The following is a 14,504-nucleotide window of genomic DNA, read 5'->3' on the forward strand; positions in this document are numbered from 1 at the left end:
TCCGGAGCGCTCAATCGCAACTACGTACCTTTTTTGTCTGTCCTTTATGCTTTAGATTAGCAATTCCGGAGCGCTCAAGCGCAACTACGTACCTTTTTTATCTGTCCTTTATGCTTTAGATTAGCAATTCCGGAGCGCTCAAGCGCAACTACGTACCTTTTTTGACTTTGAGTCGTTGCTAGGTAAGGAAGTTTTAGAACGGAGAGGGAGGGATTTGAACCCTCGAAGGATGTTAACACCCTTAACAGATTAGCAATCTGCCGCTTTCGACCACTCAGCCACCTCTCCAAGATGACAGTAACTTACTATAGCACACACATCCTATTCTTGCCAAGCCCTATTTTTAAAATTCCTCAAACCCTTAATCTGTATACGTTTTGTCGAAGGAGGAAGGGATATTTCCCCATTCTCCCCCTCTCCTATTCCCCAAAGCCCCTGGCCTTCAAGTGCTTTTCCCAGCTAAAATTGGAACTCAAAAAGAATCTCTTAGTAGACACATACCCCAATCGATATAGTTTAGCCTTGCGATCGCCATCAAGGTGAAAATCCGTCGTCGTTACCCCAGCTTCAGTCACATCAATATTAATAACTCGCCCTTTATCCATTTCCCGCTGGTGATAGCGGTCTCTTGCTTTCATCATCGTTCGGAACATCGCCGCCAGCATCGACAGCGGAGTGTTAATTTTAACTTGATTCTCAATGCCAGTATCGACCAATCGAAACCCAAAGGTAAACCAGCGGGGCATAGTGGGAGTCGAACCGACAGATTGTTTGTCATAAATCCACAGCGGGAAATTGCTCAGAATTCCGCCATCGACAATTAAGTCGTTGCCCAGTTTTCCCGGCTCAAAAAATAGCGGAATACTCATCGACAGCCGCACAGCTTCAGCTACGCTAAAGTCTTCGGGATTTTGGAGCCGCAACTGCTGGTACAAAGGATCGGAATCGGCAGAGTCTTGCCGCCGCAAGTCATCGGGAAGCACCAACATTTCACCGCGAGTTAGGTTGGATATTACTACTTTTAATTCCCGCTCTTTTACCAGTTGTTTGACATCGGCAAAAGTGTGCAAGTGACCTTTACCAAGTGTTGCTTCCAACCACTGCCGAAAAGGTTGTGCAGAATATTCTCCCATCTGGCGGCTAATTGTGAGGAAAAGTAGCGTCCAAGCTGGGGATTGCAAGTCGTCGGCGGGGTCGCCATTTAAAATTAGAGGACTGTTTTTTTGAGTTAAAAATAGGCTATAATCGAGCTGTCCTAACAACTCCTCCAAGTCGTCCATTGACAAGTCTGTTGCCAATACTGCCGCAGTAATTGCACCCGCAGAAGTACCGGCCAATTTTCGCCAGCGGATGCCCAAATCGTGGCAGCATCTGAGTGCGCCTAAAAATGCAAGTCCGCGCACGCCGCCGCCTTCAAAAATGGCGTCGGCATAGATTTGTTTTTTTTCGTCGGGAGGCGGAAATTTTTTGAGAATTGTTTCTTTCTCGGTGGCGGACATCCTGACACCGGGTTCTTGCAAAATTTGCTGGGGAGACCAATTACTCATTTTAGATTTGGGATTTTTAGATTTGGGATTTGGGATTTTTGATTAATACAGGAGATGCCAGCTTAATCAGCTATATATCAGAAACCTGGAAGTGCCAGCACGGGGGCAGTGCTCTACGAAAATCGTTTTTTTGTACTGCGTTTGTTTGAAAAGAGTTATTTATTGTTGTTGATTTTTGTGGGCATTCATGGCTTCTTTGACGTGTTCTTGAATTTGCGATCGCACTTGTTCGTAGGCCACCGACGCGCACCAGGGTCGCAGGGATAGAATAGTTGTATCAGGAGAGATCTCGATTACCAAACAAGTTGGGGGCGGATTTTCCAACACCAGCGGGTGAGAATGGGCAATTTCTAGTAACTCGGCCATCATCGGACGAATCGGCCGATCGCCAATATCAATTTTTAAGTCTACCCGCCTCGTACCCATCGCTGTGGTATTTTTCAGTGTACCGTTAAATAAATTATTATTCGGAACAATAATTTTTATGCGATCGTCCGTCACGACGGTTGTTGAAAAAATCCCGATGCTATCGACAACTCCCTTCACATCCGTAGCTTCGATCGCATCTCCGACCTCAAAAGGCCGTAAACTAATCAACATTACCCCAGCAGCAAAGTGCGATAGAGTATTTTGCCACGCCAAACCAATCGCCAAACCCGCCGCACCCACTACCGCCACCACGCTAGTAGTTTGAATTCCCAACTGACTCAAAGCCGCGACTGCGCCGACAATCAAAATCGCAATTTCGGCAGCTTGAACTAAGAATTTCCGCAGCGTGGGCTCGGTGCGGCCCAGAGCTCGACGAGTCACGTTACTCGCAAACCCGATCGCAAATCGCGTAATTAACAAAATGCCGATCGCCCACAGCACTTGAGGTACAATCTGAAACCCCAATTCTACGAATTTTTTGGAGAATTCTTGAGCTACTTGCATCGCCTGTATTCTCTCTGCATCTAGCTGCGCGGTGAAGGTTTGAGATATTAGTTTTACTGTGCGGAGCGTTGTCATATTAGTAATTGGTAATTGGTAATTGGTAATTGGTAATTGGTATAACTTATAATATAGTCCCGATCGCCATTGGGAGCATCTCAGTTGTGATGTTTTGATTTTATAGTGCTGTCCCCGCTCGCGATCTATAATCGCGAGCGGGGACAGCACTGTAAAGAAATTGCTTTTTTGCATTCATTGAGATGCTCCCTCGCCATCAACCTCTGCGATCGGTATTCCCGCTAGTTAACAGTTTACTGTAACGCGGGGCAATCGGTGTTTAAAACCGCACAAAATTTCCCAGGAAATAGTCCCTAAGATTTCTGCCCAATCGTCAGCAGTAATTTTATTTTCTCCATCATTCCCCAACAACGTCACCACTTCACCGACTTCTAAATCGGGAATATCGGTCACATCCAGCATTAATTGATCCATCGTCACGGCCCCGACTTGCGGCACAAATTTACCCCTAACTAAAACCTGCATTTTAGTAGAAAGATTGCGCGGAATCCCGTCTGCATAACCGATACCAACTACGGCAATCTGTGTCTCGCGCCCAGCAATAAATTTATAGCCATAACTGACGCCGGTGCCTGCTGCAATTGTTTTCACCTGCGTTACTCGGGCTTTGACCTGCATTGCGGGCTGCAAAGAAGCGATCGCCTGCAAGTGAGGAGCAGGATAAAGACCGTAGGTAGCCAAACCCGCTCGTACTAAATCGTAGTGCAAATCGGGGTCTGTGAGGGCGGCAGCAGAGTTTGCCAAGTGCAGGCGACAGGGGTTAATTCCTGCTGCTTGGATTTGGGCGATCGCCTTTTTGAACCGTTGCTGTTGCTCTCTCATCACGGCGCGATCGGGACTGTCGGCTGTCGCCAAGTGAGAGTAAATGCTGGCTAATTTTAAATTTGGCAAACCATTGACTAATTGCACAAATTCTGTTGCGTCTTGCCAAGAAGTACCCAAGCGAGACATTCCCGTATCTAACTTAGCGTGAACGGGCAAAGATTGGTTGAGACTGACGAGAACTTCCGAAAAAATTAGGGCTTGTTTGGCAGTACAAATAGTAGGTTGCAAGTGCCATTGGGCGATCGCCTTTACCTGTGCCGGTGTATTGGTTGCCCCCAACAGCAAAATCGGTGCTTCTATCCCAGCTTCCCGCAATTCTATGCCTTCGGGAATTGTCGCCACTCCCAGCCAACTAGCGCCTGCTTGCAATGCAGTTTGACTAACTGCGATCGCACCGTGTCCGTAAGCATCCGCTTTCACAACTGCCATCAGTTCTGTGTTGGGAGATAATAGATGCTTAAGCTGTTTTACATTGTGAGTTAAAGCTGCTAAATCTATTTCTACCCAAGCCCGCTGGCAAAGTCCGCCGTCACCGTCCCACAGCACCGTCTGGCGGGATTTTTGGGTTGTCGATCCTGCGGCCGTTTGTTCCTCACTCAACATTGTCGATCGCTCCTACTTGCTGGCACCATTAAAAACTGCTTGGAGATTGCACCCTCGGTGTAATTATAATTAAATTTTCGTTTTAATCAATGTGTTATACCGGTTAACAAAAATCCTGCAACACTAGACCAGAGCCAAACCGTTATATCATCAGTGATTGCCAAATCTCAAATCCAAAATCTCAAATCTAAAATCTAAAATGGTATTAGCTGGTGTATCATAGCATCAAAAATACCCGTAAAAACTATGGACGGATTGGCTTACCTGCATTTAGCTGAAACTTGGGAAACGCCCCCAACTCAAACTCGATCGCCCAACTCCAAAACGCACCTAAATTTAGCTGCAACTCCTTTACTCTTCTTTACAATCTCTCTCGCAATTTTAAATTTAGTCTATCCCGCCCTCGCCATCAGAATGACAAAAGGCGATTCAGGCCCGGAAGTTGTCGAAATACAGAAAACTCTGCAAGCATCAGGACATTTTGGCGGTAGGGCTACAGGATTTTACGGTTCCGTAACCCAGGCTGCGGTGAAAAAGTTCCAAGCAGACAACAAGCTGAAAGTTGACGGAATAATCGGCCCTCAAACCTTGTCAGCCCTCAAAGGCAAGTCGCCAGCCGCCAGCGCTGACAAGGAATCTGCGGAAAAAACAGCGTCAAAAGTCGATCGACCTTCGCCATCTCCTACCCCCACAGAAAACAGCAACCAACTCGAAGATCCAACTAAAAATCAGCCCAAACAGCCTCTTTTTGAAGAACCATTTTTACCACCATTTAAAACTGAAACTGCTGCGCCAACCTCCGACAAAAAAGAAAATGAATTACCCGGCAAAAGGCTTGCAAACACCGAAGGAAAAATGACTTTGAAAAAAACTATTTACGGCAAAATATCGCCGAAATCAATAGTTTATTCGGGAGACGGTTTATTTTTTGCTCAAAACATGATGTACAGCCACAGCATCACCGTTTACAATAGGAAATTTAAATTAGTCAAGACTATTTCCGATACAGTAAACTTGTCAAAATTTGGCTTTTCTAAATTCAAAGGCAATTACAAAGGTTCTCCCGTAGAAGCCGCCTTTTCAACAGATGGTAAATATGGCTATGTATCGAACTATCAAATGTACGGTTCTGGGTTTGACAATCCCGGGAGCGATAGGTGTTCTCCATCAGCCAAACACGACCAAAGTTTCCTGTACCGCATCAACACCCAAACGTTGAAAATAGAAAAGATAATTCCTGTAGGTGCGGTTCCGAAATTTAATGCTGTTTCGCCTGACAATCGCTTCGTACTCGCGAGCAATTGGTGTACTTGGGATTTGAGCGTAGTTGATATCAATAAAAATCGCGAAGTCGAGCGGGTAAAACTGGGTGCATATCCTCGGGGTATTGTGGTTACTCCCGATTCAAAAAATGCCTATATTGCCGTCATGGGTTCTTCCGATATTGCGAAAGTAAATCTCCTAGACTTTTCAGTAGAATGGTTGAGAAATATTGGTAATGCGCCGCGTCATTTGACGATAGATCCCAATGGCAAGTATATGTATGCCACTTTGAACGGTGAAGGGAATGTGGCAAAGATCGATTTGGCAACTGGTGAAGTGATAGATAAGGTTTCGACTGGAAATGCACCTCGCAGCATGACGATTTCTGGTGACGGCAAACTGATTTATGTGGTTAACTATTCATCGAATACTGTTAGCAAAGTGAGGACTAGCGACCTGAAAGTGCTGCAAACAGTTAATGTTAATTCAAGTCCGATCGGGATTACTTACGATCCGGAAACTAATCAGGTTTGGGTTGCTTGTTATTCTGGCAGCATTATGGTGTTCCAAGATTAATCTACCAGGTTCGTAGTGAGGACTTCAGTCCGCAGAACAATCTGGAAAAAGGACTTGCATTCCCTACTACAAACCAGGTTCGTAGTGAGGACTTCAGTCCGCAGGAAATCGGGAGCATATCATTCTGGTAAAAAGCATTTTTTCTTTGAATGCGAGCTTAAGAGCTCGCGTATTGTACAATACGCGAGCTCTTAAGCTCGCACTACAAATGCAAAACTGAGATGCTCCCGGAAAATCTGGAAAAAGGACTTGCATTCCCTACTACAAACCAGTTTCGTAGTGAGGACTTCAGTCCTCGGGAAAGACAAAAAAAAGGACTGAAGTCCTTACTACAAACAATAACGATTAAATCCGATTCTGGGGCGTTGGTTCGACTGCACCCAAAAATCTTATTTCGATGGCTTTACAGGCTTCATAACATAGTCAGAAGGCTTAACAGGAACCTTACCTTGTTTCGCCATCGCTTCGTAAATCATGGCTGCTACTTCCGCACGAGTTGCTATTTTATTAGGCTGCAAAAGAGTGGGTTTCGGATTGTTGACAACAATGCCAGCTTCCGTGGCTGCTGCTACTTTGTTGACTGCCCATTTCGGCACTTTTTTCCTGTCTGTATAAACTTGTAATGTTCTGCTGGCTTTCGCTGACGGTTTCAGGTTTAAACCGCTAGCTAAAGCTGCGATGACTTCCACGCGCGGGACTTCTTTATCGGGACGGAAGGCATTGTCTGGGTATCCTTTAAGATATCCAGTTTTGACGCTGTGGTCGATCGCCCCAGCGATCGGACTGTTATTCTTCACGTCTTTAAAATTAATCGGTTTGCGGCGCGGTTCTTTGTCCGACATTCCCTGAATTAAGCGCGCTAGTTCCGATCGCGTAATCGGTTCGTCTGGCCGAAACTTGTTGTCCGTGAAATCAGCAAAAAATTGCCGATCGGCTAAAGCTACAATGAATGGACGCGCCCAATATTTGTCAGGAACATCGGAGAATTTAACGGGCCCGGCTTTTGGTTTAGCCACTTTCGGTTTGGTAATGACTGGAGGGACAGCCTCGCGCTCACTTGGCGTTTCGGGAACAACAACCGTCCCCATAGGAGGAACTACTGGAAAAAGTGGCCCTACAGGTGCCACAGGGACGACATCAGGTTGCGAGGGAAGGATCGTTCTAGCGGGCGATCGCACTTCGGGAATCGCCTCCGGTGGCGTTAATATTGTAGAGTTCCCAGGCTCAGCAGCAGGTTGAGAAAAAACGGCTGGAAATTGCCAACTTCTGGCATTCAATCGATCGGGATTTCTGCCTGTTACCCAAAAGAAAATTGCTCCCATCGTGCCGAAAGCAACGACTATCGCAATTAATTCATCAAATCCTAAAGGTTTTCTTTTCCCTGACGGGGGTTGTGAAGAAGACATACTTGTCACCTACATATCAATAAAGCAATTAAATCACATATTTTTTGAGTCTGCCAGAGGCAGAGATCGCTCCCATCAACTATTCCAAACAACTATTCCAAAGTTTTCACCGTCAACACCTGCGGTGGCGTAGCATCGGGAGGATAGATAAAAGTTGGCTACAAGCTAAACTAAAATTTGGCTACAGTCTCAATCTAAGTTATTCATATTTCTGGACGCAACTATCACAATAGTTAAAGATTTTTTAGGTATGTAGTTGCGCTTGGGCGCTCTTTCCGAGATTTAAAGAGCGCCCAAGCGCAACTACATACCTTTTTTAAGGTGCAGGAATGATTCAGCAATTGTGCGATCGCCAGCTATTTTGCAATCTCTTTGATCAGCGCCTTCTGCCACTTCCGAAAGAACGATTGCGACTCGGTTGGCGAGAACTCCTCCCGCTACCAAAACTAGGACTGCGCCTGTTTTGATTTTGACCGGGCTGCGATCGCCTCAAATCGCTGCCGCCGTAACCAGAACCAGTCGATCGATTGGCTCCTGGCTGTGCTGGGCGTCTTGCTGGTACGTTCGATGTGGGCGATCGCAAGCGGCCGGTCGTCCTTAAAACTTCACGGTTTCTCACCGCAGCAGGCGGGGCTTGGTAGCGAGTTTGATATTGGTTAACAGCTTGGACGTAAGTATTGCCATACCCGCCATATCCTGTCATAATCCCCGGCTGATACAGAGGCGGCATATAATATCGCGGTGTAAATAACAAACTGCCGATCGCCTGACCGGCGATCGCCCCAGCAAACGGCGCCCAGAAGCCTGATTGTTGTCTCACTACCACTGTTTGTGGCTGATTGGTTTGAGGGTTATTGACAGTTTCAGTCACGTTGTGAACGTACTCAATTTTAAAATCTTCTGTCAAATGCAAGCTCGCTTTATTGTTATCCAGACTTAGATAACTTTTCTTCCCTGCCGATATTTCTTCCTCCGTTAATCGAGCCATTTGCAAATCGGTAGTGCGGTAAACTGGGGTACTGCCGGGGGGAGTATTTAGCAACATCAAACTGTATTCGCCATCCGAATCGTCGTAGGTAGCTTGCTGTACGGGATATTGACCTTGAGCCAAGTTATTGTTTGGTGCAGGACGCACCGTGTTTACATTCCTATTTGCAGCAGGATTTGCAGGAGCATTTACAGGAGTTTCTGGCGTAGGAGAACCGCAGGCAGTTGCCGTCCACAAGAAAGTTAAAGTCATTAAATAAATTGTCAGTTTTCGCAGCATAAATAATATTTGGTAATTGGTAATTGGGCATGGGCATGGATTATTATAATAACCAACAAATAACCACTGACTAATAACTAATGACTAATGACTTCCTTAAAGGGGAATGAGTTCGGGGAAATTTACCAAAACTTGGTCGTTAGTAAGTTCGTCTCCCAACTGCGCGGGAGAAAAGTGAACTTGCACAGCTCGCAGCCTTTCTTGGTAATGTAAATTAATCAGTGCTTTTAAACCGACTTTCAGGGCGCCGATATCAGCGAGGTCAGTTTCGAGAGCCGGAACTTCGCCTTCATAGGCGACTGTCAGCATCACCACCACATTTCTAGTTACTGGCAAAGACAAGGGGGAATTTTTATCGGAAACAGAAGTGCTGTATTGAGGCTCGCTGAGATAGCGATCGGCTGAATCAGTGAAAATTTCATCCACATAATCGCCAGCTTCGCCTTCATCCCAAAAAACATCGCCTTCATTAGCGGCGGCTTGCCAGTAGTTATCGTACTGTAACAGGTGATTGCAAATTTCTACAAGACCTTCTCCTAAAATTGCTAAGTCACCATCGCCATTAATTCCTTCTCTGGCGGTGCGGTTGAGAACTCCTAACAGCGGTGCAACTTCTTCGCCTGTTAGCTGAACGAACACGCGGCAAACTGCCAGTCTAGTTTTACCTGTAAATTGATTGAATCGATCGCGCCAAGCATTCATAAAAACCTATAGTTGTCATCTGTAGGGCTATATTTTAAACCGTAGCAGGCGATTGGAACTTTTGCCGTCTACCCTCAGATTGATCTGAAGAGTATTTTTAGCGATCGCCAAAGGTAGCGTGCTGTCTTGCTTTGAGTCATCTAAATTTATAGCATTTTTGAATCCGACGATCGAATTGCGCGCTCTCGATCGATCTGCGATCGGAAAGCTGTGTTTCGATCGCAATCAAAGCAAATTGTAGCCGTCGATAATTTAAAATCAAAAAACCTCCAATCTGGCAAAATTGGAGGCTTGCTGAGCGAATACTTTGGTTGGAGATAACTATTAGACGATCGCACTTTCGACTGGTTCGATCGCACTTTCCGAACTCACCTCGGCAACTTGCGCTACGGGCAAATCCAGCTCGCCGCCCGGAGCTTCCGGGTGTTCGCGAACGCCTGCAACCGCATCTGCTGGCTCAGCTACACCTGTATCTGCGATCGGATCTAGCGACTCTTCAAAAACTTCAAAATTATCGCTCATCGCATCGCAAGCAGCAGAGGCGCGCTGACCGGCGCGGTAGCTCATGTAGGCCGCACCTCCACCCAAAATCCCAGCCAAGCCTAGGAAACCGAGAGCTACTGTTTTGTTGGATTTCCACGGATTCATTCGATCCGAGCCGCCGGAACCCACGATTGTTGGCCCAGAACCAGATTGAGCAGCCCCAGATTTTTTGTAGGAACAGGGGAAAGCAGATGCAGGGTCACCTATGGCGATGCTGCTCGCGATCGCAACGGTGGAAGCAATGCCAGCTAACACTTGAAACTTCTTCATGGTGCTCTGGAGATTGTAAAGGATAATTAAAAAATAAATGGTAACAGCTCTTTACAAATCTATCAACAGGCGATCGCCACCAAAATCACAGATCGATCGCAACTGCCAACATCTCCCCATCGCCATTGAAATTTAAAGTTGCCAGGTAAAAAAGCTGAAACCACTGTTTAGCAAGCGTTTTGACAAACAAACCGTTATAAATTAAAGTCAACCGAGTCAATATTGCGATCGCGCCCAAATTAGAAAATCTGAAGTGATATCGTTTCCGGTTGCATCGGAATTATTAACGGAAATTAGGAGACGGCAGTGCCGTGTCCCTACGATTAATCACGGTAGGGACACGGCACTGCCGTACCGGAAATGATATGAGACCATAGAAATTTTAATCACAGGGCGACCCACACTTGATGAAAAACTACTTTTAAGGCTACTTTTGAAAAGGCTTAGTTATTGGAAAAACTTTTATTTTTATGACAAACAGCGGGAATCAAGGCATGGAGCGAGATCCTCATCGATTGTTGGTGACGGGCGGGGCTGGATTTATCGGCTCGAATTTTGTGCATCACTGGTGCAGCAGCTATCCGGGCTCGCGAGTAGTCGTGCTCGACGCTTTAACCTACGCCGGCAACAGACAAACCCTGGCAAGTTTGGAAGGAGGAGAAAATTTTCGGTTTGTGCAGGGAGATATTTGCGATCGTACCCTAGTCGATACCTTGCTGAAAGAAGAAAACATCAACACAGTCGCTCACTTTGCCGCAGAATCTCACGTTGACCGATCGATTATCGGGCCTGGCGCCTTCGTTCAAACCAACGTAGTCGGCACCTTCACACTCTTAGAAGCCTTCCGCAAGCATTGGGAAGCAATTGATGATTCGTCTGTGAAATCACAAATGCGCTTCCTCCACGTTTCTACCGACGAAGTTTACGGCAGTCTCGGCCCCGACGACCCAGCATTTACCGAAACAACCGCCTACTCCCCCAACAGTCCCTACTCAGCCTCCAAAGCTGGCAGCGACCACCTCGCCCGCGCCTATTTCCACACCTACGGGCTGCCGACAATTATCACCAACTGTTCCAACAATTACGGCCCCTATCACTTCCCCGAAAAGCTGATTCCATTAATGTGCATCAATATGCTATTGGGCAAACCGCTGCCAGTATACGGCGACGGTCAAAACGTGCGAGATTGGCTGTTCGTGCTCGACCACTGCCGCGCCTTAGATGCCGTTATCAACCGCGGCCAGCCCGGAGAAACCTACAATGTTGGTGGCAATAACGAGGTAAAAAATCTCGATTTAGTCAAAATGCTCTGCCAACTAATGGACGAATTAGCTGCTGATTTGCCCGCGCGTCCTTGCGAACAACTGATCTCATTTGTCAAAGATCGAGCTGGGCACGATCGGCGTTATGCTATTGATGCCAACAAAATTAAAACAGAGTTAGGTTGGACTCCCTCAGTCACAGTTGAAGAAGGTTTGCGGCAGACCGTGGAATGGTACTTAGCCCATCGCGAGTGGTGGGAACCCCTGCTTTCCGAGGAATATCAAACTTACTACAGCAAGATATACGCTAATTAGTTATTGGTTATTCGTTATTGGTTATTCGTTATTAGTTATTAAAACCAGTAATTAACACCTAATACTTAACAACTAACAAATAACGACCAACAATGACTTTTGCATTTATCACATACATTGACAATTGTCAATGTATGTGAAGATTTAGTTAAACTTCATCCATAGCCCATAAAACCAACTGTTTGTAGCTGATAATTTCAAAAGAGCGATCGAATTAAGCATTTTAAAAGTTTTTAGTAAAAACAGAAAGCAGCAATGACCGAAATCAACTGGCTAAAACACATCCAAGAACCGAAATACTGGCTGTTAGGCATCGCCTCCGGTTTGATTGCCGTGCAACTGACTCTGACTTCCAGAACCAACGACACAGACCTATTTGGCACAATGTTACTGTTTTGGGGAGTTGTAGCATTTCTCATTTGGGAAAGGCACGAATCCTTAACCTTTGAAAGTGGAATTTTCGCCAGTTTCTTTGGGGCATCGTTAATTGCTTTCATCTTGCTCAAAAGTTCTTCGATATTTGGATACGACTTTTTTATCAGGGCTTCGCCTTTCTTGACAGGAATAAGTCTGGCCTTGCTAGCTTCCGGCACAAAAGGACTGAAACAATATTCGCAGGAACTGCTAATTCTTGCCTATACAGCTATTCCTCCCGGATTAATCGGAGTATTTGTTGATGTAGCTCTATACACAGCAAAAGTTTCAACTTTTATCCTGCACTATATAGGATTTGAAGTTCAACGCAAAGGAGTTTTTCTCATCCTAGAAAAGGGCAGCGTCGAAGTATATCACGGCTGTTCGGGGGTGAATGCAATTCTACAATTGTTAGGACTAGCCCTGGTTTTCTTGCTGATGTTTCCGACAACTGTGGGGCAGAAAATTCTAGTGCCGATCGTTGCAGTCCTGATTGCATTTGTAGTTAATGCCGCCCGAGTTTCTCTCATGGCAGTGCTAGTATCGTTATCTCAACCCCAAGCATTTAAATACTGGCACGAAGGAAATGGTTCGGTAGTCTTTTCGATGATTGCTGTATTAATTTTCGGGTTATTCTGCTGGTTTGCCATCTTAAAAAACGAACCACAAAATCAGGAGCAATAAAATTAATAATGGCTATTACCTATTGGAAACCAGTTAGGATTTCTCTTTTGGCTGTTACTCTTGCAGGGGTTTTATTAGTCGCAGGCAAATTGACATTCTATCCCTCGAAAGGCAATAATTCTGCAACCCAGTTTGACTTTCCCTCTACGGTGCCTCTAGCAGAGTGGAAACTACAAAACAGCGCGCCGCTGAAAATTAGCGATACTTCAGAAGTCAAGGCTGCCAGAAAGTATGAATATCAAAAAAGTAACATTGCTCTAGAAATAGAGATGCGCTATGTGGTAGGCACCATCGGGGATGTGGAAAGTATGATGAAGGGACATACTATTCTGAAGTCGTCTCCTGGTAAACTAACATTAGCAAACACTCAAGGCGCGGGGTTTCACGGAATTTTGCAACAGCAAAATCGATTGTATTTGAGTTCGTGTATCAATCCTCGCGGCAGTGCTACAGTCACTGCCGAACAGTTTAGATACAATCGCAACACTCGCGATTGGCAGCCAAACCGGGTTTTGTTTTGGCTGTTGGGTAGGGGAAATATTCAAGACAAGCGATGTTTGTGGACTCAGATGTCTGTGCCTTTGGATAAAACAACTCCAGAAAATGCCCAAAAACTGCTAGAAAATGCTTGGGTTTCTTGGTATGGGTGGTGGCAGCCGCGATTTCCCGAACCTTAAGTCAGTCGATTTTAGATTTTAGATTTTAGATTTTAGATTTACAATAGCAGATGAATCTAGGAACTCTAACTTTGGTCTAAAATGTGGAGACTCGACTACTTCAATCTGTAGCTTGTATCCGTTTTTTAGCGGATCGAGAGAGATTGTTTTTGTTAACAACAACTGTGATGATGTTATGAATGACGTACAAGGCGAGCAAGGTTTTTCTATCTACAGGTTGCGTTGGATTGGCTACGGTCTATTAATTCTATCTTTATTAGATACGATCGCAGTTTTGATACCAGCAAATTTTGGCAATCGCGTCTGGGAATTGCAGACAATTGGCGCTGTAGTGGAACGGGTGCCAGTTCCTCTATTGGCAATGGCGCTGATATTTTTTGGCGAAGGATATGACCGCAGAAGTTTGGAAAACATTCTTTTGAAAGTTTTGTCTTGGGTTTGTCTGCTGCTGGCGGTGATTTTTCTGTTGATGATGCCCTTGGGAATTTTTGGCACTATCTATGTCAACAACCAAAACGACAAGCAAATTACTACTCAAGCCGACCAACAATTAGCTCAATTGCAGCAAGTAGAAGAACGGCTGAATAAGGGTACTCCTGAAGATTTAAAGACTTTGGCTGGGGAACTTAGCCGTTTGGGAGTGCAAGCGAATACGCAAAACCCGCAGGAATTGAAAAGCCAAATTCTTTCGAGAATTACTCCGGCTAAGGAACGCTTGCAGGCGCAAAGGGCCACGGTGCAGTCAAATCAGCGCATGGGGTTATTTAAAAATGCTGTTAAGTGGCTGCTGGGCGCGTTGATTTCTAGCGTCTTGTTTTTCACGATATGGCGCGGTACTGACTGGGCTAGGTAGTAAGTATTGGTCTCAACTTAAGTCTGAAACGATTGAATCATCTCGCTTTTATCCGAGTCCACATTCCCCTCGCATCCCCCTTCTGAAGCAGGGTGGTTTTATTGTCCCAGACGCGAGCCACTCTTTGACCCTGCTAAATCCCGTTTAAGAAGGGGGACTTTGCTCGGATACTTGTCCCCACCTTTTTTAAGGGGGCTAGAAACTGTAACTTGATTCTTGGACAAATCTACCCATTGTTGCTCAATTGTGGGTAGCTTTTTCACTCGCAAGTTCTGCTAAGGTTGGAATA

The 14,504-nt window shown here is 45.6% G+C and carries 13 protein-coding genes, 1 tRNA gene and 1 pseudogene; 5 read left to right on the forward strand and 10 right to left on the reverse strand.

Annotation, left to right across the window (positions count from 1 at the left end):
- Positions 1–199: 199 nt before the first annotated feature.
- The 4 genes from JGK22_RS05195 to alr all read right to left on the reverse strand — a co-directional run bounded on the left by JGK22_RS05195 (position 200) and on the right by alr (position 3,983).
- Positions 200–288, reverse strand: a tRNA-Ser gene (locus JGK22_RS05195).
- A gap of 131 nt (positions 289–419) precedes the next feature.
- Positions 420–1,547 carry a patatin-like phospholipase family protein gene (locus tag JGK22_RS05200; RefSeq protein WP_293181642.1) on the reverse strand — a complete coding sequence of 376 codons (1,128 nt, stop codon included), beginning with the start codon at positions 1,545–1,547 and terminating at the stop codon, positions 420–422.
- Positions 1,548–1,706: 159 nt separating this feature from the next.
- Positions 1,707–2,729: a mechanosensitive ion channel family protein gene (locus JGK22_RS05205; RefSeq protein WP_293205244.1), complete on the reverse strand. Its 1,023-nt coding sequence runs from the start codon at positions 2,727–2,729 to the stop codon at positions 1,707–1,709.
- 51 nt (positions 2,730–2,780) lie between these two features.
- Positions 2,781–3,983, reverse strand: coding sequence for an alanine racemase (alr, locus tag JGK22_RS05210; protein WP_293193703.1), 1,203 nt, complete (start codon positions 3,981–3,983; stop codon positions 2,781–2,783).
- 246 nt (positions 3,984–4,229) lie between these two features.
- Here alr and JGK22_RS05215 point away from each other — a divergent pair, with 246 nt between their 5' ends.
- Positions 4,230–5,822: a peptidoglycan-binding protein gene (locus JGK22_RS05215; RefSeq protein WP_293181648.1), complete on the forward strand. Its 1,593-nt coding sequence runs from the start codon at positions 4,230–4,232 to the stop codon at positions 5,820–5,822.
- A gap of 389 nt (positions 5,823–6,211) precedes the next feature.
- Here JGK22_RS05215 and JGK22_RS05220 read toward each other — a convergent pair whose 3' ends face one another.
- The 6 genes and pseudogenes from JGK22_RS05220 to JGK22_RS05240 form a co-directional block, all read right to left on the reverse strand.
- A complete protein-coding gene (locus tag JGK22_RS05220) occupies positions 6,212–7,228 on the reverse strand; it encodes an S-layer homology domain-containing protein (protein ID WP_293312476.1) in 1,017 nt (338 codons plus the stop codon).
- A gap of 92 nt (positions 7,229–7,320) precedes the next feature.
- A pseudogene (locus JGK22_RS33210) lies at positions 7,321–7,380 on the reverse strand (DUF3370 family protein); the annotation flags it as partial.
- Positions 7,381–7,604: 224 nt separating this feature from the next.
- The gene (locus JGK22_RS05225) at positions 7,605–8,495 is read right to left on the reverse strand and encodes a hypothetical protein (RefSeq protein ID WP_293181652.1); all 891 of its coding nucleotides are present in this window, start codon (positions 8,493–8,495) and stop codon (positions 7,605–7,607) included.
- A gap of 96 nt (positions 8,496–8,591) precedes the next feature.
- Entirely contained in the window at positions 8,592–9,197 is a 606-nt protein-coding gene (locus JGK22_RS05230; protein WP_293181654.1) for a DUF1517 domain-containing protein, read from the reverse strand.
- Between the two features lie 27 nt (positions 9,198–9,224).
- Positions 9,225–9,422, reverse strand: coding sequence for a hypothetical protein (locus JGK22_RS05235; protein ID WP_293181656.1), 198 nt, complete (start codon positions 9,420–9,422; stop codon positions 9,225–9,227).
- A gap of 99 nt (positions 9,423–9,521) precedes the next feature.
- Positions 9,522–10,010, reverse strand: coding sequence for a hypothetical protein (locus JGK22_RS05240; protein WP_293181658.1), 489 nt, complete (start codon positions 10,008–10,010; stop codon positions 9,522–9,524).
- A gap of 470 nt (positions 10,011–10,480) precedes the next feature.
- Here JGK22_RS05240 and rfbB point away from each other — a divergent pair, with 470 nt between their 5' ends.
- From rfbB to JGK22_RS05260, 4 genes are all read left to right on the forward strand, one after another.
- A complete protein-coding gene (rfbB, locus tag JGK22_RS05245; protein ID WP_293181660.1) occupies positions 10,481–11,587 on the forward strand; it encodes a dTDP-glucose 4,6-dehydratase in 1,107 nt (368 codons plus the stop codon).
- A gap of 255 nt (positions 11,588–11,842) precedes the next feature.
- Positions 11,843–12,685, forward strand: coding sequence for a cyanoexosortase A (gene crtA / locus JGK22_RS05250; RefSeq protein WP_293181662.1), 843 nt, complete (start codon positions 11,843–11,845; stop codon positions 12,683–12,685).
- Positions 12,686–12,693: 8 nt separating this feature from the next.
- Positions 12,694–13,362, forward strand: a complete 669-nt coding sequence (locus JGK22_RS05255; RefSeq protein WP_293181664.1) for a cyanoexosortase A system-associated protein — start codon at positions 12,694–12,696, stop codon at positions 13,360–13,362.
- Positions 13,363–13,537: 175 nt separating this feature from the next.
- Complete coding sequence (locus tag JGK22_RS05260; RefSeq protein ID WP_293181666.1) at positions 13,538–14,215, forward strand: HpsJ family protein; 678 nt, start codon at positions 13,538–13,540, stop codon at positions 14,213–14,215.
- Positions 14,216–14,504: the final 289 nt, after the last annotated feature.

Source organism: Microcoleus sp. PH2017_08_TRC_O_A (assembly GCF_020738665.1).
Taxonomy (GTDB): domain Bacteria; phylum Cyanobacteriota; class Cyanobacteriia; order Cyanobacteriales; family Microcoleaceae; genus Microcoleus.

What these genes read in the sequence shown, in the direction of transcription:
- JGK22_RS05200 (WP_293181642.1), bottom strand. Translation starts at nt 1,547, where the DNA reads ATGAGTAATTGGTCTCCCCAGCAAATTTTGCAAGAACCCGGTGTCAGG.
- JGK22_RS05205 (WP_293205244.1), bottom strand. Translation starts at nt 2,729, where the DNA reads ATGCAAAAAAGCAATTTCTTTACAGTGCTGTCCCCGCTCGCGATTATA.
- alr (WP_293193703.1), bottom strand. Translation starts at nt 3,983, where the DNA reads ATGTTGAGTGAGGAACAAACGGCCGCAGGATCGACAACCCAAAAATCC.
- JGK22_RS05215 (WP_293181648.1), top strand. Translation starts at nt 4,230, where the DNA reads ATGGACGGATTGGCTTACCTGCATTTAGCTGAAACTTGGGAAACGCCC.
- JGK22_RS05220 (WP_293312476.1), bottom strand. Translation starts at nt 7,228, where the DNA reads ATGTCTTCTTCACAACCCCCGTCAGGGAAAAGAAAACCTTTAGGATTT.
- JGK22_RS05225 (WP_293181652.1), bottom strand. Translation starts at nt 8,495, where the DNA reads ATGCTGCGAAAACTGACAATTTATTTAATGACTTTAACTTTCTTGTGG.
- JGK22_RS05230 (WP_293181654.1), bottom strand. Translation starts at nt 9,197, where the DNA reads ATGAATGCTTGGCGCGATCGATTCAATCAATTTACAGGTAAAACTAGA.
- JGK22_RS05240 (WP_293181658.1), bottom strand. Translation starts at nt 10,010, where the DNA reads ATGAAGAAGTTTCAAGTGTTAGCTGGCATTGCTTCCACCGTTGCGATC.
- rfbB (WP_293181660.1), top strand. Translation starts at nt 10,481, where the DNA reads ATGACAAACAGCGGGAATCAAGGCATGGAGCGAGATCCTCATCGATTG.
- crtA (WP_293181662.1), top strand. Translation starts at nt 11,843, where the DNA reads ATGACCGAAATCAACTGGCTAAAACACATCCAAGAACCGAAATACTGG.
- JGK22_RS05255 (WP_293181664.1), top strand. Translation starts at nt 12,694, where the DNA reads ATGGCTATTACCTATTGGAAACCAGTTAGGATTTCTCTTTTGGCTGTT.
- JGK22_RS05260 (WP_293181666.1), top strand. Translation starts at nt 13,538, where the DNA reads ATGAATGACGTACAAGGCGAGCAAGGTTTTTCTATCTACAGGTTGCGT.